This window comes from Paenibacillus salivarius (assembly GCF_051307165.1).
Lineage (GTDB): Bacteria > Bacillota > Bacilli > Paenibacillales > Paenibacillaceae > Fontibacillus.
The window spans coordinates 834,499-851,005 of sequence record NZ_CP195592.1; the positions used below are offsets into that span (position 1 = coordinate 834,499).

The 16,507-nt window shown below is 52.6% G+C and carries 15 protein-coding genes; 6 read left to right on the forward strand and 9 right to left on the reverse strand.

From position 1 onward, the window contains the following. Positions 1-141 precede the first annotated feature (141 nt). Together ACSFXJ_RS03800 and ACSFXJ_RS03805 are read right to left on the reverse strand one after the other, a co-directional pair. Positions 142-1,413 (reverse strand): Fe-Mn family superoxide dismutase, encoded by a 1,272-nt coding sequence (locus ACSFXJ_RS03800; protein WP_435923900.1) that lies wholly within the window; start codon positions 1,411-1,413, stop codon positions 142-144. Positions 1,414-1,483: 70 nt separating this feature from the next. Continuing rightward, the gene (locus ACSFXJ_RS03805; RefSeq protein ID WP_435923901.1) at positions 1,484-2,515 is read right to left on the reverse strand and encodes an alpha/beta hydrolase; all 1,032 of its coding nucleotides are present in this window, start codon (positions 2,513-2,515) and stop codon (positions 1,484-1,486) included. A 280-nt stretch (positions 2,516-2,795) separates the two neighbouring features. Between ACSFXJ_RS03805 and ACSFXJ_RS03810 the strand changes: the two genes are divergently transcribed. From ACSFXJ_RS03810 to ACSFXJ_RS03825, 4 genes are all read left to right on the forward strand, one after another. Further along, the gene (locus ACSFXJ_RS03810; protein ID WP_435923902.1) at positions 2,796-3,542 is read left to right on the forward strand and encodes an IclR family transcriptional regulator; all 747 of its coding nucleotides are present in this window, start codon (positions 2,796-2,798) and stop codon (positions 3,540-3,542) included. Positions 3,543-3,661: 119 nt separating this feature from the next. After that, positions 3,662-3,991: an ArsR/SmtB family transcription factor gene (locus ACSFXJ_RS03815; protein WP_435923903.1), complete on the forward strand. Its 330-nt coding sequence runs from the start codon at positions 3,662-3,664 to the stop codon at positions 3,989-3,991. A gap of 73 nt (positions 3,992-4,064) precedes the next feature. Continuing rightward, on the forward strand, positions 4,065-4,538 hold the full coding sequence (locus ACSFXJ_RS03820; protein WP_435923904.1) for an SRPBCC family protein: 474 nt from the start codon (positions 4,065-4,067) through the stop codon (positions 4,536-4,538). A gap of 23 nt (positions 4,539-4,561) precedes the next feature. Further along, positions 4,562-5,380: an alpha/beta fold hydrolase gene (locus ACSFXJ_RS03825; protein ID WP_435923905.1), complete on the forward strand. Its 819-nt coding sequence runs from the start codon at positions 4,562-4,564 to the stop codon at positions 5,378-5,380. A 118-nt stretch (positions 5,381-5,498) separates the two neighbouring features. Here ACSFXJ_RS03825 and ACSFXJ_RS03830 read toward each other — a convergent pair. From ACSFXJ_RS03830 to ACSFXJ_RS03845, 4 genes are all read right to left on the reverse strand, one after another. Next, a protein-coding gene (locus ACSFXJ_RS03830) for an IS1182 family transposase (protein ID WP_435921350.1) occupies positions 5,499-6,859 on the reverse strand; the annotation gives its coding sequence in 2 pieces (ribosomal slippage) (positions 5,499-6,289 and positions 6,289-6,859; 1,362 coding nt in all). A gap of 154 nt (positions 6,860-7,013) precedes the next feature. Beyond that, complete coding sequence (locus ACSFXJ_RS03835; protein ID WP_435923906.1) at positions 7,014-8,633, reverse strand: stalk domain-containing protein; 1,620 nt, start codon at positions 8,631-8,633, stop codon at positions 7,014-7,016. 39 nt (positions 8,634-8,672) lie between these two features. Next, entirely contained in the window at positions 8,673-9,782 is a 1,110-nt protein-coding gene (locus ACSFXJ_RS03840; protein ID WP_435923907.1) for a DUF1648 domain-containing protein, read from the reverse strand. Between the two features lies 1 nt (position 9,783). Further along, positions 9,784-10,185 (reverse strand): GntR family transcriptional regulator, encoded by a 402-nt coding sequence (locus ACSFXJ_RS03845; RefSeq protein ID WP_435923908.1) that lies wholly within the window; start codon positions 10,183-10,185, stop codon positions 9,784-9,786. Positions 10,186-11,074: 889 nt separating this feature from the next. Between ACSFXJ_RS03845 and csaA the strand changes: the two genes are divergently transcribed. Then, entirely contained in the window at positions 11,075-11,404 is a 330-nt protein-coding gene (csaA, locus tag ACSFXJ_RS03850; RefSeq protein ID WP_435923909.1) for a chaperone CsaA, read from the forward strand. A 129-nt stretch (positions 11,405-11,533) separates the two neighbouring features. Further along, on the forward strand, positions 11,534-12,157 hold the full coding sequence (locus tag ACSFXJ_RS03855; protein ID WP_435923910.1) for a TetR/AcrR family transcriptional regulator: 624 nt from the start codon (positions 11,534-11,536) through the stop codon (positions 12,155-12,157). 66 nt (positions 12,158-12,223) lie between these two features. Here ACSFXJ_RS03855 and ACSFXJ_RS03860 read toward each other — a convergent pair whose 3' ends face one another. The 3 genes from ACSFXJ_RS03860 to acnA all read right to left on the reverse strand — a co-directional run bounded on the left by ACSFXJ_RS03860 (position 12,224) and on the right by acnA (position 16,455). Next, positions 12,224-13,114, reverse strand: a complete 891-nt coding sequence (locus ACSFXJ_RS03860) for an NmrA family NAD(P)-binding protein (RefSeq protein WP_435923911.1) — start codon at positions 13,112-13,114, stop codon at positions 12,224-12,226. Positions 13,115-13,150: 36 nt separating this feature from the next. After that, positions 13,151-13,549, reverse strand: a complete 399-nt coding sequence (locus ACSFXJ_RS03865; protein WP_435923912.1) for a nuclear transport factor 2 family protein — start codon at positions 13,547-13,549, stop codon at positions 13,151-13,153. 188 nt (positions 13,550-13,737) lie between these two features. After that, positions 13,738-16,455 (reverse strand): aconitate hydratase AcnA, encoded by a 2,718-nt coding sequence (acnA, locus tag ACSFXJ_RS03870; RefSeq protein WP_435923913.1) that lies wholly within the window; start codon positions 16,453-16,455, stop codon positions 13,738-13,740. Positions 16,456-16,507 lie beyond the last annotated feature (52 nt).

The window sequence follows — 16,507 nt, forward strand, 5'->3', positions numbered from 1 at the left end:
GGCATACTCACTTGCGGCATCTTGGGAGCTTCCATAGTATACGGAATTTATAATACGATCTACTAGCCCTTATTCTATTCACAAATGGAAGGGTTTTCAATATAGGTTACTCTAAATGCCGAACAAGAACAAGGCAGCCGTTTAAAACGGCTGCCATTTTAATTTTCTGGCCTGTTCGTAGCGCTGCGCTACGGCCGGCCAGTTGACGACGTGCCACCAGTCGTTGATGTAATCCTTGCGTTTGTTTTGGTGCTTCAGGTAGTAAGCATGCTCCCAGACGTCCAGCGGGAGGAGTGGCACGACATCCCATTGCGACAGGTTTTGATGCTTCTCGGCATTCAGGATTTCCAGCCGGTGGCTGCGAGGGCTCCAGACGAGGATGGCCCAACCGCCGCCCTCGACTTTTTCCGCGGCGTTGGAGAATTGTTTGTGGAATGCATCGTAGCTACCGAAGTCGCGCTTGATCTGCTCCAGAAGTTCGCCTTCCGGCCGGCCTCCGCCCTGCGGACTCATCGTATCCCAAAAAATCGTGTGCAGGTAATGCCCTGCCCCGTTAAAAGCCAACTCCCGCTCCCAGTGTTTCACCAGATCGAAATTGCCGGATTTCCTGGCGTCCTGGAGTTTTTTCTCGGCTTTATTCAAGTCATCGACGTAGGTCTGATGGTGTTTATCGTGATGAATGCGCATCGTAGCTTCATCGATATACGGTTCAAGCGCATTGTAAGGATAGGGGAGGGGGGGCAGCGTATGTCCGCCGATCGGGACGGGGCGTTGGTTTATCGGTGGGCCTGCCTGATCCTTTTGGGCTTCCTGCGCCGGTATACCCGCAGTTTCCGCCTCGCTTCGGATGTTTTCCTGCTCCTGATCATCCAAACTGTCCAAGGTAACGGATTCGTGGGCGGAGGTAAAATTACCGGCTGCAATATCCCCGTCAGGACGGAACGGATCAAGGATTGGGGGGGCGCCAGCCATGGTGTTCGCGATCTGGCCGGGGGTGTTGAGCGTCTCCAGCACGCCGAGAAAATACTCCGACTCCCGGATAATGTGAAGCAGCACGGTCTTGGCGAGCGGGATGGCTTTAGCAGCAGCACTCTGGTCAAGGATCGTGTACAGCTGTCGGATAAATTCCTTGGATTGGCGGAAGGAAGCGTCCAGGATCCGCTCGGTTTCTTTGATCAACTGAGGGTCGCACGCCGCCTCTTTGGACGAGAGGCCGTACTTAAGCAGCTGGTTTGCGGCTTCCTCGGTAGAAGAAAATACCTGTTTCCATTCATCCAAAAGCTTGACGAAGTGCGGCTCAAGACCTGGAACTATGGCCTTGATGACATCTGTATGCTCGCTCTCCTGTTCTTTCCAGAAGCGGATTTCTTCCAAGATGCGGACAGGCAAATAAGGCCCGTAAACGAACAGCATCGGATTTAACCTCCTTAACGGAATGTGTCGTCGTTACGACCAGTTTATTCCGGCGAGGGTTTGGCCTATGCTATTTCGTTACGGACCCGGTAGTTTCCGTGGTCTTGGCGGACTGCTGTTGCCCGACTCTGCTAAGGAAGGTAGAGACGAGGCGCAAATATTCTTTCGGATGTTCCCGGAAAATCAATTCATGATGGGAGCCTTCCACGATCCATACGTCCGAAGCCGGATTGGTCTGATTGGCGGCCAGTTGTTCGGCGATCGGATAAGGGGCCTTTTCATCCTCGGTTCCATGGACGAAAAGAACCGGGAACGGATAGTCTTTGGTCTTGACCTGCGGATACGGAATCTGCCGCAGACTTGTGCCGTTAAGTACCGGAAGCAGCAATTCGATGATTTCCAGCGACGGATGCCGCGGAAGATCGATATTCTGGCGGATATTATGATACATCGTATCCGGCTCAAGCAGGAATGTGCTGTCGAGGATCATTCCGTCGATATCTTCGCTCGTTAAAGCCGCCTGCAGGGCCGTACCGGCACCCATGGAAAATCCCCAGATAATGATTTCCTCGCCGCCGCGCTGTTTCGCAAATTCGATAGCACCGAGGAGCTGCTGGGCTTCCTTTTTGCCTCCGGTCGCAACTTCCTTCGTGTTTTGTGCGGCAAAGCCGTAGTCAAACATCACGACATTAAAATTCAAACGATGTGCGTAATGGGCGAGATCGTACATCGGAATCCAGGATTCTTCGCGATTCGCCCCGTAACCATGGCTGAATACGATCGTCTTGTTTGAATCGGTGGCCGGAATATACCAGCCCTGCATGACCTTGCTGCCGTCCGCCGCCGGGAAGTAAATATCTTCGTATTCCAGGTTTTTGGAGAGCTTGGGATTGGAGTAGAGCGGGGCGACCGTCGGATTGGACAGGACCCAGGCAATATACCCGTGCAGGGAAACGAAGCAAAAGAGCAGGAAAAACAAGACCGACAGCAGTAAGGCCACAAAGATGTGTTTGAAGCTGAAAGGCTTGTTTTCGAGCAAGGACGGAGCAGGTTCATTGACATTAGCGGACAAGAAAAGGTCGTTTCTGCCGGGCGGGCTCATGTTTTCCCCTCCTTGTCATTTTATTTATTCATCATATGCAAGTGATATACGCCGGTTATGTATCAATAGGCAATACATACCCGCTTCCGGCGAATATAATCGGAAAGTGTCGAAATGAGACGAATGTTATATAAAAATATCGTAATTCCAGCCCCTTGATATGTCAATAAACGGGTTAATTTGGTTAGCATTAAACGGGTCGTTGACGGAGTGAAGTCCAATTCTTTATAATTTATGTAACTGTGTTTCACTCAGTGAAACAAAAGGAGGCGTGGTCCAGATGGAGGACCGGAAACTGACAGTACGTGCCGTGGAACGGGCACTTGATATATTGATGTGCTTCACGAAGGGGAGCGACCTTGGGTTGACGGAAATCGCCGGAGAAATCGGCTTGCATAAGAGTACGGTGCACCGGCTGCTTACTACTTTGGAGGAAAAAGGGTTCGTCATCCGGAATTCGGCGACGGAGAAATATCGGCTGGGCCTGAAAATATGGGAGCTTTCGGCGCATTTGTCGCAGAACGACGATCCCGCGATTTTGCTGCTTCCGCAAATGGAGCAACTTCGCGACCGGCTTGGAGAGACGGTCAGCCTTTATTTGCGGGACGGCACCGAGCGGCTGCGCATTCAGGCGGTTCAAAGCAACCAGGCCATCCGGCGGGTTGCTCAAATCGGCGCAAGGCTGCCGCTCTATGTCGGAGCGTCGAGCAAGGTGCTCGTTGCTTACGCCGAAGAGGCGATCGTCCGCGCCGTGCTGGACGGCCCCGACTGGCCTTCGGCCGTGGACCGCGAGGCTTATGTGGCCCAACTTGAAGAAATCCGCAGGGTCGGCTACGCGACCAGCTATGAGGAGCGGGAGCCCGGTGCGGCGGCGGTAGCTGCGCCGATCTTTGACCGAAGCGGCCGGATTGCGGCGGCTCTGTCGGTTTCGGGACCCGTCAGCCGGCTGTCGCCGGAGACGTTGGTGGAATTTGCCCCGATTCTGATCGAGACGGCGCGGGACATGGGCATGATGATTCATACTTGAAGGAACGAAGCAGGCTACCCGGTAAAGATATCATGCCGGTAATAGCCTGTTTTTTTATGCCCAACATGTATTCCTTATATACGTTGACATGTATATACGTAATAGTGTATATTATGGCCATGAATACAGCAGCCTTGCAATTAACCTTGTTCACCATTGCAGAGCCTAACCGGTTTAACATTGTGGAGCTTTTAAAGCAGGGCCCCCGATCGGTTAGCGACATCGTAGAAGAATTGAAAATCGGCCAGCCCCAGGTTTCCCGGCATTTGCGCATTTTGAGCGAAGCCGGACTGGTGGGCGTCCGTCGTAAAGCGCAGCAGCGCATTTACAGTCTTGAAGCGAAGCCGTTTCAGGAACTGGACGCATGGCTCGATTCCTTCAGCCGCTTGTGGGAAGATCGTCTGGACAGCTTTGAAGAATACTTGAAACAAATTCAAAGAGAGGAGTAGGAAAGCACATCCGCATCGATGCATATCTCAGGGAGGGTTCTTTATTAGAAAAAAGACGAAGGTCATTAAAGATTTGGAACGCCGGGAGCTTATCATTGAACGATTCGTCGCCGTAAAGCGCGAGCTTGCTTGGCAAGGATGGACCAGGCCGGAACATATCGTGCATTGGTGGGGGCCCGGCAATTTCAAAGCGACCGTTTACGAAATGGACGTCCGTCCTGGCGGCATTTGGCGGTACAAATTGGCCCCGGTGGACGGAAAAGGCGACGAAGCCTACTGCAAAGCTACATACTGTGAGATCAACGAACCGTCGCGGCTTTTTTACATCGATTCGTTTACGGACAGAGACTGGAACGTAGTGGAGGGAAGCGAAATGCCGACCGTCATCACGTTTGAAGAGGAAAGCGGAGGGACCAGGCTGACCATTACGACCCGATTCTCCGCCATCGAGGAGCTCGAGGCCGCCGAGTCCATGGGGATGATTGAAGGCTATCAAGATACCCTGGCCCGGCTGGAGAAACACTTTACGTTAAGTAGAAAACCATAATAAATCCCGGGAGGATAACGATAATGGAAAATATTCAATCGGTGAGTACGGTCATTTCCAAAGACGGCACGACGATTTCTTACGAAAAACTCGGAACGGGTCCGGCTTTGATCCTGGTGGCCTCCGCGGCTGCCGACCGTCAGGATGCCGGGCAACTAGCTGCCCGGTTGGCTGAGCTCTTTACCGTATATAATTATGATCGAAGAGGCCGCGGGAACAGCACGGACGCGGGGGCTTATGCGGTTGAACGCGAAGTGGAAGACATCGGCGCATTGATCGGCGAAGCGGGCGGCAGCGCATGCCTTTTCGGAAGCTCCTCAGGCGCGGTGCTGGCTTTGGAAGCCGCCGCCAAGCTGGGGGGACGGATCGCCAAACTTTTCATATATGAGCCTCCCTTTATCATTGATGACGGCCGTCCTCCGGTTCCGGTGAATTACGTACAGCATCTCAATGAGTTGGTGGGGGCAGGCAAAAGAAGTGAAGCCGTAGAGTACTACATGATCGAAGCCGTAGGCGTCCCAGCCGAGTATATTGAGTTTATGAAAGCAGACCCGTCCTGGGCCAATATGGAGGCAATGGCGCATACTCTTGCCTATGACGGCATGATCATGGGAAATACCCAATCCGGGCAACCGCTGCCGACGGACCGCTGGTACGTGAATGTACCGGTGAGTGTCGCGGTTGGCGAGAATTCGCCGGCATTTCTCCATCATGGGGCGAAGGCCTTGGTAAATATGCTGGGTCAGGCTGAGTACCGGGTGCTTGCCGGTCTGGATCATTCGGCGGTGGTCATGGCCGCGGATGCTCTGGCCGAAGAGATGAGCCGATTTTTCCAGGGATAACCACAATAAAAAGAAGCCCCCTGCGGGGCTTCTCAGATTGTCGAGAAACCCACGTCTTTGAGACGGTGGGTTTCTCTTTTTTATTTGCAGTGTACTCTCAAGGTTTATAAAGAGGGGATCATCCCCACTTTTCCAGGCGATCCAGATGGATCGCCATCTTCTTCATGTTCTGCACAGCGGCCGTCATCAAAGCTTGTTCTTTGACGTTAGCCAATCCGCGTAAACGGCAATAGCGAAACCCATGGAGCTCTTTGGCATCCGCGAAGCTTCGCTCAATCGTTTCTTTTCGTTTGCGGTACAACTGTTTGCCGTCACGGCTCAGCCGGTTGTTTCGTACCCACTCTTTGCTGTCCTCCCATACGTGACGGGTCAACACCTTTCGGTGGTTACGGGAATGAGTGCATTGCGCAAGCATAGGACATTGTTTGCAATGCTCCGGGTCCGACGCATACTGTCGGTAACCCTTTCGGTCGGTCGTCCGGTATGTCAGACGGTGCTCTGCTGGACAGATATAAGTGTTGTTTTCGGCGTCGTAAATAAACTTCCACTTCGGAAATAGGCCTTGCTTGGGGTGAAATCTCCGGTGTGCAATCACTGCAAAAATTTTTCGTTCTTGTAAACCACGGCAAATCGGCGTCGTTAAATAACCCGAATCCAGCGCTACAGCTTCTACTCGAAAACCAAAACGTTCTCTCTGACGGTCTAAACGAGATAAATACGGAACCGAATCATGGACATTTCCCGGCGTGATGTGGACATCGGTAATGAGATTGTATTTGAGATCCACCGTCCGGTGGTCGAGATAAAAGAACCCTTCTGGCTTTCCGTCACGAACCATATAGCCGCTCTCTGGATCTGTGGTGCTCACTTTAATTTCCTTGGTTTCACTCACTTCCTCTCGCTCTTTTAGGGCTTTTTTCCATGCGCTTTACGGTCCTCCGTGACGGCTCCATTGAGTTCGTCAATATAGTCCTTGGTGTTTTGCAGAACTTCCTGCTTGGTATATTGGTGCTTGTTGGCGTTGGCTTTCACATGAGTCGAATCGGTGATAAGTACGCGTCCGCCCACCATTTTATGTGAAATGGCTTGGAGAACGATTTCATCAAAGATCTCTTGAAAAATATCCGTATCCTTAAAGCGAGTTCGCCGGTTCCAGCTAATCGTCGAATGGTCTGGGACTTTATCGGTCAGGCCCAGACCCAAAAACCAACGATAAGCCAAATTGGTTTGAACCTCTCGTTCCAACTGGCGTTCGGAGCGAATGCCATAAAAATAGCCGAGAAAAATCATCTTAAACAGGATGACTGGATCAATGGCCGGGCGTCCATTGTCCGCACAATACAGGGGCTGAACCTTTTTTTCAATAAAAGAGAAGTCGATATACTTGTCTACTTTACGCAGCAAGTGATCTTGTGGAACCAGTTCTTCGATCGAAACGAATTCATAGCTTTGTTGTTTTTCCCGATTAGATCTCAGCACCAAAAACACCATCCGTTCATGAGTAGTTACATATATTATACAACATTAACGCGGTGCCGTCTTAAATTAATTGAATCAAAAGAAGGCCGTCGAGACTTTCTCGACAGCCTGAGAAGCCCCCTGCGGGGCTTCTTTCTTTTCGCGAGGATCAACGCTATTTCGTCTTTTTCACCCATGCCGCGATATCGTCCACAATGCTTTTCGCTACGTTGGAAGGCTGGTAATATTCCGCCCCCGTGGAAATGCCGTCAAACTCGGCCAACAGGTGATTTACCTTCGGATACGATTTGTACTCGACATCGGAGCGGCTAGCCAGCGCTTGCTTCCAGCCGTCCAGCTGTTTCGCCGGAACCTGCCAATCGTTCTCTCCCTGAAGGATAAGGAGAGGAACATCCTGTTTCTTGGCAACCTCGGATGGGACGTAATTTTTCATTTCAAACCACCAGTAGGCCGGCGGCATCGGGAAGTTTGCAGGCATATTGTCCACCGTATATTGCGGGTCGTTGATCAACTCGGCAATCGCGGTATATTGCGCGGCCTGCTGCTCGTATGCCGTCGCATCCTGGCCGAGTTGCTTGATGCGGGAGACGAGCTCTTTCTGCTGTTCGGCCAAAATATCGGCAAACTTGCCGCTAGGGCCGGACAGCAGGACCGCACCGGCGATATCGCCGCTTTGGTCCGCGTCTACCAACATCGGTACCGCAAAAGCCCCTTGGCTATGGCCGGCGACGTAAATCCGGGAGCTGTCGATGCCTGCGGTTCCTTTCAGCAATTTGACGGCCGTGAGGGCATCGTCGACGGTTTCCCGCTTCAGCGTGAATTTCGGATCCGAGGATACTTTTAAGGCGTGTTCATAAGTCACTTTGTCATACCGCAGTACGGCGATCCCTTTGGAAGCAAGTCCAACGGCAAGATCGCGGAATACTTTTGCGCTGCCGATCGAAGAATCGCGGTCATGCGGGCCCGAGCCTTGTACAAGCACGACGGCCGGGAACGGGCCTTCCCCTTTAGGCATGGTCAGAGTGCCGGGGAGAGCGAGCGCTCCTTCGCCGACAACGACCTCTTTTTCGGTATAAGCGTCCTGGTCGTCGTAGGAAGGCTTTTGATATTGGGAAGGTCCGGCGGTTGCGAAATAGTAATCGTCGACTTTTCCTTCCGCGTTCATTCTCAGCGTTATGCTGAAAGGAGCGTTTGCGGCTTGGAACGTATACGTCACGTTGCGGTGAACGGCCGTAGTCCGTTCCGTCCTTGCGGTTTGCGCGGACACTTTTCCGAACAAGGATTCATAATTCGTCCATAATACATTCAATACGTCCGTGGAAAGGATCGGAGCGACCGACGGGCTGACGTACTCCGCTGCCTGGGTTCCGTTTCCGGATTTCAGCAGCGATATGAACGCATCGGCCGGATCTTTCTGGGCTTCCGCGTCCTCAAACATTTTCGTTATCAATGAGGCTTCGACCAGCGTGTGCCCCGATACGATTCGGACGGTTTCATCCAAGGTAATTGCTTCTCCGTTTAACGTCGCCTGTTTGCTGCCGATTTTAAGGACCAGCACCTGGCTTCCTTTTTTAACGGTGACGGTTTGATCACCGGGGTTCCACTCGATAACCGCTCCCGAACCGGAGGCCGCTTCCCGCAGGGGAATGAGGGCCGTTCCGCTTTGGCTCTTCGAATCGGAAGGAGCGGCAAAGGCGGATGCCGCCGGAAGCGACAGGCTTAGCGCAAGGGTGATTGCCGCGGCGGACTGCAGTTTTTTCTTGTGTTTGGACATCGTAGTTCCTCCTCTAACATGATTTATATAAAATTTGGTTTAACCCGCAATAAAGGCGGTTGCCGCGACGGCAACGAGGATTCCGCCCAGAATGAGCCAGCCCGCAGGATGCGCGAAGTTCAGCGTCCAGCCGATGCCCATTCTTTTCTCCACAAAGATCGAAGGATCCTGAGGATTGTAATAAATGCCTCCAAGCTTCCAGTGATTATCGTCATTCGCCGGTTGTACGTCGGACCCCGTTTTGGTACGGCCGATCCGGCTGCCTCCCTGACCCGTATTAAAGGAGAGAATGACGGCGAACAACACGACAAACACGGGAACGGCAAAGCTGACCAGCAGGATGATATCCGTGTCCAGCGGATGAACCATGTTCAACTGGATGAAAGAGAACAGCAGTACCATGGCGAGCCCCGACAAAATCGTGAACAGGGACCATCTGCGCCGAAATAGCATATTTTGACGGATGGAGCGTTCCGGATCGCCGGAGTAGGTTTGCTGCTTGCTGCGCAAAATGCTCCAGTTGATGAACAGGAACAGCAGCGTCATCACCGCTTGCATCACATTAGGAAAAATAACGGCCCGATACGATTTGTCCGCGCTGCTCACGATATTGCCTTGAAGGTCGAATTTCATGGCTATCGTTGCCGGGATCTTGTCATAGTTGGCAATTACCATAACAAAACTGAATACGATGATCGCCGCGTGGACCAAGAACCAGTAATTGGAGACGATCAGTTTGTTTCTGCGGAAGCCCGTATCCACGGCAATAACGGATTTGGTATTGGTCGAGGGAGCGGACGACGGCAGAGACGGACGGATTTTTTTCATTTTGATGTGAAAAGCAAGATTCATGACAATGGAAACCGCTACCATCATCAATATATATACGCCTATGCTGCCATCCGGTTGCGGCTGGCCCTCCGAACGGGTCATGCCGTATATGCAAAGCACAAACAAGACGGTGTAAATGGTAAGGCTAATTAGCGCATACGTCTTCCGCATCCGGCGTACGGGTTCGCTGCGGAAATGTTCTTCGCTGACGGAGACGCCGAAGCTGACCGTTTCCCTCGTCAAGTAGGGCATGAACGCCAGAGAAGCCAGCAAGGGCAGGAACATCAGCGCAAAAATCAGGACGGATACAAGGTGCATGTTAATTCCCCTCTTTCGAGTTCTGTTGTGTTATTTCATTGTATATTTGATTGACAACGCCCATCAGCTGGTCCTGATTCATTCCCCGGCAAATGGCTTCGGCAATGATCGGTCTCAGCTCCCGGTGCTGTTTGTCCGCAAACTCCTTCGTAACAGGCGGCATGCCGTCGGGATGAACGACGACGCCGCGCTGGCGGTGGACCTGAATGTAGCCGTCCTGCTTGAGCAGGGTGTAGGCTTTGTTGACGGTATGGAGATTTACGCCGATATCGGATGCAAGGCTGCGTACCGACGGCAGCGGCTCCCCGGGCTGCAACGCTCCGCTGGCGATACCTTCGATAATCTGGTTCACCAGCTGAGTGTAAATGGGGACCTCCGATTGCAAATCAAGCTCGATAATCAAATGAACCATTCCTTTTGTGCTATCTGTTATACTAGTAATATAACAGATACTTTTTATGGCGTAAAGAGGAGAACGCTTGGTTGGGGCAGGGGATGTCGATGCATGGCTCGGATTGTTGCATTGTACGCTGACTGGTGCCGCCGTAGCCAACCGCGTAAACTGCGTAAGCCAGCTGCGAGAACTCAAGTAGCTAATCGCACCTAGTTAACCCCAAAGAGATTGACCGCACACATCCAACTGCCGGGAAAACAACCACAAACCGTCAACTACACAAGCAGCCAAGCTTATAACCCGCCGATTGCCTTCCAACCTTAGCCCGCTAGTGATCGGCTAGCGAAACTAGGTAACCTTATTAGCGGAGAAAGCGGCTTTCTCAAAATCTAACGAAACTGTGTAACTCTATTTGCCGAAAAATCATCCTACATGGAACCAAACTAAACAAATAGCGCTACCTCGTTTCATTAAATATTGAAAGTTGCCGAAAATGGTGGAATAAGAATACGTAGTTTCGTTAGAGTGAAGCAAAAGGGAGGAGTTCCTATCATCATGTGATAGGGGATGGCTTTGCACAGCAAAGCATCCTTCTGGCCTTGGCTTTGTGGGTAACTTGTTCTTCTCGTTCCCTTATCCACAGGTGTCGGTTGGGCTTTGCAGGTGACTTTAGCGGATCCGAGAGTGCCCCCGGTGGTCACGGATGCGGCCAGTGAGGTGCTGAGCGAATGCGGAGACCTGGGAGGACCGTTGTAGCGCTGTTGCTCCGCGCTTCCGAATTACGTTTTTTCGTATATGCATTGCTCATGGGTCTGCAGATACATTTGAAGGAAAATGATATAATGGTCATTATTTGGGAAACCATTCGAGATGAACGGTTGAAAAACGGGGGATCGCTGTGGCAACAATTGAAGATTTTTTGAAGTTGGACATTCGGATCGGTACTATAATAAAAGCAGAACCGTTTCCGGAAGCTCGAAAGCCTGCAATAAAGTTAGAGATTGACTTTGGCGAGATGGGCATCAAGCGCTCTTCCGCTCAAATTACGAGAAGGTATGAACCTCAGCAGCTTATCGGCCGTCAAGTGGCTGCAGTAATAAACTTTCCCGTTCGGCGAATCGCTGGTTTTGAATCAGAAGTATTGGTAATCGGAGGTGTGCCGGAAGAAGGCGATGTCGTGCTTTTAAAACCGGATGAAACCGTCAAAAATGGAACGCCGGTTGCCTGATCGGCTCTGTATCACATGCCTCGGCATTTACTTTGCCGGGGCTTTTATTGCGAAAATACGTCGAAGCGGGTTCGCCCAGAGCATAGTATAATTACTCTTATATAAGTAACTGGGAAAGGGGCGCTAAGAGTGGCAAGAACGAAGGCTTTTGATACGAATGAGATTCTGCATAAAGCCATGTATATCTTCGGAAATCGTGGCTATGAAGGTACCTCGTTGCCGGATTTAATCAATGGGCTGGGCATTGCCCGCCAAAGTATATATGATACGTATGGTACGAAGTGGGAGCTGTTTTTCGCAGCTGTCAAACATTATATGGAACAGAAAAATCAGGAGCTGAAGAGACTTTGCGATGGGCCGGGAACGGCCGTTGACAAGGTAGAGCTGGTATTTACCACAATCATAAAAGTCCTTACAGACCCTGAGCTGCGTCTGGAGTGCTTCATTATTAGCAGCGCTATCGAGCAGGCGCCTCACAATAAGGAGCTGGCGGCTTATCTGCAGACGAACACCGAACTGTCGGAGCAGATTTTTTACACTATGCTGGAACGCGCGGTGGAAGAAGGGGAAATAAGCCCGGAGGTGAACATCCGAGACCTGGCCCGGTTTCTGGTGCATGAGCGGATCGCTCTGATCACGTCAGCCAAGCTGGGAATGGATGAGCCGAAGCTGTTTGGCATCTTACAGATGGTACTGTCGGTCTTTCGGACGCTACAAGGACAAGGTAGCAAAGCGATAGATAGATCTCAATGAAATGTAAACGTCAAAAGGCTCTCCTAGGGTCATCTTAAATGGTGATGACAGGAGAGCCTTTTTATCTTAAGGTACCATTTGGTCAATTAGATGAAACGATGTCTTATGCTCCGAAATGAATTGCTCCAGGGAACGCGGCTCCCGGCCGGTTACACGAAGTACCGTGTCGGTTACCTGATCCTCCATTCCTTCGAGGCGAATACGGACATCCATTCCGGCCAGGTATTCGGCATAGCTCGCCGGCAAGCCGGAAGCCCTATGCCTTTCTGCGAGCTCTTCCGGTGTAACACGAATATGCTTGGCGTCCAGGCCGGTAACGCTGCGGATCACTCTGGCCACATTATCATAAGTGAGGGATTCCGGGCCCGTAATGATGAGCTCCCGGTTATGGGGCTCCTTGTCGGTCAGGGTATGGAATCCCACAGCTGCAATATCGTTTGCGTCGACGAAGCCTACCTTGCCGTCTCCGGCTGCCGTATAGATGTGCCCGCTGTGGCGCAAGGAGTGCCCGTGCCCGTGGCTGGGATCCGTGAAATTCTGCATGAAGTAGGAGGGGCGCAGTACGGCCCATTCCGGGGCATGGTCATGCAGATAACGGTGAACGCCGCCGAAGATGGGGCCATCCTCCGGAATCGAGGCGCTGGATAATAGGACGAAGCGCTTAACCGAAGCGTCAAGTGCTCTCTGGATAAAAGGAATCATGACTTCTTCAGGATGCAGGCTCGCAGGTGCAACCAGATATACGGCATGGATGCCCTGCAGGAGGTCATCATGATTAGAGTCATCGAACCAGTCGAATGGGACGTGTTCACCGACTTGTTCATCCCCGGGCTTGGGTAAGCTGCGTCCGGCTCTTCGAATCAGATAGCCCTGACTGTGCAGCAGCTGTGCAATGCGGGAGGAAGTCTTGCCCTGTCCTCCGGTTAGCAGAATACGAGTGGATGATTTATTAGGCATACGATTATCTCCTTTAGTTCTCATTGATGTCGGGTTTCAATTGACGGCTAGCGGATTCCAGTAATCCTGGTAGCGGACAATCCTGCCATCTTGAACTTCGACTACGGATATATAGCTTTGTTCATAGGATCCGCCTGTAACCAGGTTGTTCCCGTTCGCTTCGAACTGAGCGAAGAACACCGGAGCGTCGGCCGCTACATGAATGACCGGTGGGGTGAAGGAGGTGATATCAAGCGCTTTTTCCAGCTTCTCGAGATACTGACGCAGTGCCGCCTTGCCGTTCAGACGTTTAGGATTCGGTTCCTGGGCATAAGGAAACTCGAAGACGATATCGTCAGCAAACAAATCGAGAAATGCAGCATAATCCTTACGAATATAACGGTCTGCGAAAAGTTGGATGAGCTGCTCAGCCTGCTCGTAAGACAAGGTACTCATTTCAGTTGCCTCGCTTTCTTGTGAGTATGGGTGTCTTAGACAAAAGGTGGAAGTTCTAGGTTCACTATATCACTTTCCGGACTGATCAGTCAAATATATTCAGACCGATTGGTCAAAATAATCCCCTTCTTTCTTTCAAGCGCAAAAACCCCCGGCACCATTCGGTACCGGGGGTTTTTAAAAATTATTTATTTGCCTTCCGCAATCATCTGGCGCAGGACGGTTTGCAGAATACCGCCGTTATGGTAGTAGTCCACGTCGACCATGCTGTCGAGGCGGGCGGTTACGACGAACTCGAACTGAGTTCCGTCCTGACGGGTCGCGATGACCGTCAGTTCCTGACCCGGCTTCACATCGTTGCTCAGGCCGACGATATCGAACGTTTCGGTGCCGTCGATGGCGAGCGTATTCCAGCTGGTGCCTTCCTGGAACTGGAGCGGAAGTACGCCCATGCCGACCAGGTTGCTGCGGTGAATCCGTTCAAAGCTTTCCGCAATGACGGCTTTTACGCCGAGCAGGTATGTGCCTTTGGCCGCCCAGTCGCGGGAGCTGCCCGTGCCGTATTCCTTGCCGGCGATGACGACGAGGTTTTGGCCTTCGGCTTGATACTTCATCGATGCATCATAAATGGACATTACTTCGTCGGACGGCAGATATTTCGTAACTCCGCCTTCCGTACCCGGAGCAACCTGGTTGCGGATACGGATGTTCGCGAAGGTGCCGCGCATCATGACTTCATGGTTACCCCGGCGTGAGCCGTAGGAGTTGAAGTCTTTGCGGGCGACGCCGCGGTCGTTCAGATACGTGCCCGCCGGGCTTGTCGGCGAGATGTTGCCGGCCGGCGAGATATGGTCGGTCGTGACCGAATCGCCGAGCAGGGCAAGCACGCGAGCGCTGCGGATATCCGCGATATCTTGCAGACCGCCCTGGATGTGTTCAAAGAACGGCGGATTTTGGATATATGTGGACTTTTCGTCCCATTCGTACAATTCGCCTTCCGGTACCGGAATGGAGTTCCAACGGGCGTTTTGCGTAAATACGTTCTCGTACTTGGCGCGGAACATTTCCGGGCTGACGGACAGGCCGATCGCTTCCTTAATTTCCGCGGAAGACGGCCAGATATCCTTCAGGTATACCGGCTGGTCGTTCTGGTCGTATCCGAGCGGCTCGTTTTGCAGGTCGATGTTGACCGTTCCCGCAAGGGCATAAGCCACAACGAGCGGCGGGGAAGCCAGGTAGTTCGCTTTAACTTGGGCATGCACGCGGCCTTCAAAGTTCCGGTTCCCGGACAAGACGGCCGCAACGGTCATGTCGTTCTCCGCGATGGCGGCGCTCACTTCGTCCGGCAGCGGGCCGGAGTTCCCGATACAAGTCGCACAGCCATAACCGGCGACGTGGAAGCCGAGCGCTTCGAGCGGCTCGATCAATCCGGCTTTTTCCAGGTACTCGGTAACGACCAGGGAGCCCGGGGTCAAGCTGCTCTTGACATAGGCGGGTTTCTTGAGACCGCGTTCCACGGCCTTTTTGGCCAAAAGCCCGGCGCCGAGCATAACGCTCGGGTTCGAGGTATTCGTGCAACTCGTAATTGCGGCGATGACGACCGCGCCCGTGGTCAGTTCGCTTGTTTCGCCGTTCGGGTGGTTGACCGTTACTTTTTGCGCGATTTTCTCGTCGCTGAGCCCGTAGCCGCCCTTGTCGACAGGAGTACGGATAATGCCGTTAAAGCTCTCCTTCATTTCGGTGAGCTCGATGCGGTCTTGCGGACGCTTCGGTCCGGCAAGGCTCGGTACGACGGAGGCCAGATCCAGCTCGATCAAATCGCTGAATTCCGGATCCGGAGTTTCGCTCGTGCGGAACATGCCTTGCGCCTTGTAGTACGCTTCAACCAGCGCGATTTGCTCTTCGGTGCGTCCGGTGCTGCGCAGGTAAGCCAGCGTTTCCTGGTCGACCGGGAAATAGCCGATGGTTGCTCCATACTCAGGCGCCATGTTGGCAACCGTAGCGCGGTCCGCGAGGCTGATATTGGCCAGACCCGGGCCGTAGAACTCGACGAATTTGCCGACAACGCCTTTTTTGCGCAGCATTTGCGTTACGGTCAGAGCAAGGTCGGTCGCCGTTGCGCCTTCGGCAAGGCTGCCCGTCAGCTTGAAGCCGATCACTTCCGGCGCGACAAAATACAGCGGTTGCCCCAGCATGCCGGCTTCGGCTTCGATGCCGCCGACGCCCCAGCCCACAACGCCGAGACCGTTGATCATGGTCGTATGGGAGTCCGTACCGACTAGGGAATCCGGGAAGACGACCGTTTCGCCGTCAACCGTTTTGGTCGCCGCAACCGAAGCGAGGTACTCCAGGTTGACCTGGTGCACGATCCCGGTAGCCGGAGGAACGGCGCGGAAATTGTTGAACGCCGTTTGCGCCCAACGCAGGAAACGATAGCGTTCTTCATTGCGCTCAAATTCAACGTTCATATTATATTCAAGCGCCTCAGGCGTGCCGAAGGCATCGACCATGACGGAGTGGTCGATCACGAGATCGACGGGAACGAGCGGGTTGATTTGCTTCGGATCACCGCCGGCTTTCTTCACTGTGTCGCGCATCGCGGCCAAATCGACCACGACGGGAACGCCGGTAAAATCCTGAAGGACGATCCGTGCGGGAATAAACGGGATTTCCTTGTTATCGTCCCGGCCTTCGCTCCAGCCGGCGATTTGCTTCACGTGTTCTTCGGTAATCGCTCTGCCGTCAAACTGACGGACAGCCGCTTCGAGCAATACTTTGATGGAAAAAGGCAGTTTGCTTATTTTGCCGAGTCCTTGCTGCTCCAGAGCTTGCAGGTCATAGTAGCGATAGCTCTTGCCACCGACCTCAAGCGTCCGGCTGCTGGAGAAAAAATCGTTCTTTGACATGTGTGGACCTCCTTGTTTCACTAGATGAAACCCAATTTCAAAAACTCACTAT

Bases quoted from the DNA above. Each gene is read 5' to 3' on its own strand.
- ACSFXJ_RS03800 (WP_435923900.1), bottom strand. From the start codon at position 1,413: ATGCTGTTCGTTTACGGGCCTTATTTGCCTGTCCGCATCTTGGAAGAA.
- ACSFXJ_RS03805 (WP_435923901.1), bottom strand. From the start codon at position 2,515: ATGAGCCCGCCCGGCAGAAACGACCTTTTCTTGTCCGCTAATGTCAAT.
- ACSFXJ_RS03810 (WP_435923902.1), top strand. From the start codon at position 2,796: ATGGAGGACCGGAAACTGACAGTACGTGCCGTGGAACGGGCACTTGAT.
- ACSFXJ_RS03815 (WP_435923903.1), top strand. From the start codon at position 3,662: ATGAATACAGCAGCCTTGCAATTAACCTTGTTCACCATTGCAGAGCCT.
- ACSFXJ_RS03825 (WP_435923905.1), top strand. From the start codon at position 4,562: ATGGAAAATATTCAATCGGTGAGTACGGTCATTTCCAAAGACGGCACG.
- ACSFXJ_RS03835 (WP_435923906.1), bottom strand. From the start codon at position 8,633: ATGTCCAAACACAAGAAAAAACTGCAGTCCGCCGCGGCAATCACCCTT.
- ACSFXJ_RS03840 (WP_435923907.1), bottom strand. From the start codon at position 9,782: ATGCACCTTGTATCCGTCCTGATTTTTGCGCTGATGTTCCTGCCCTTG.
- ACSFXJ_RS03860 (WP_435923911.1), bottom strand. From the start codon at position 13,114: ATGCCTAATAAATCATCCACTCGTATTCTGCTAACCGGAGGACAGGGC.
- ACSFXJ_RS03865 (WP_435923912.1), bottom strand. From the start codon at position 13,549: ATGAGTACCTTGTCTTACGAGCAGGCTGAGCAGCTCATCCAACTTTTC.
- acnA (WP_435923913.1), bottom strand. From the start codon at position 16,455: ATGTCAAAGAACGATTTTTTCTCCAGCAGCCGGACGCTTGAGGTCGGT.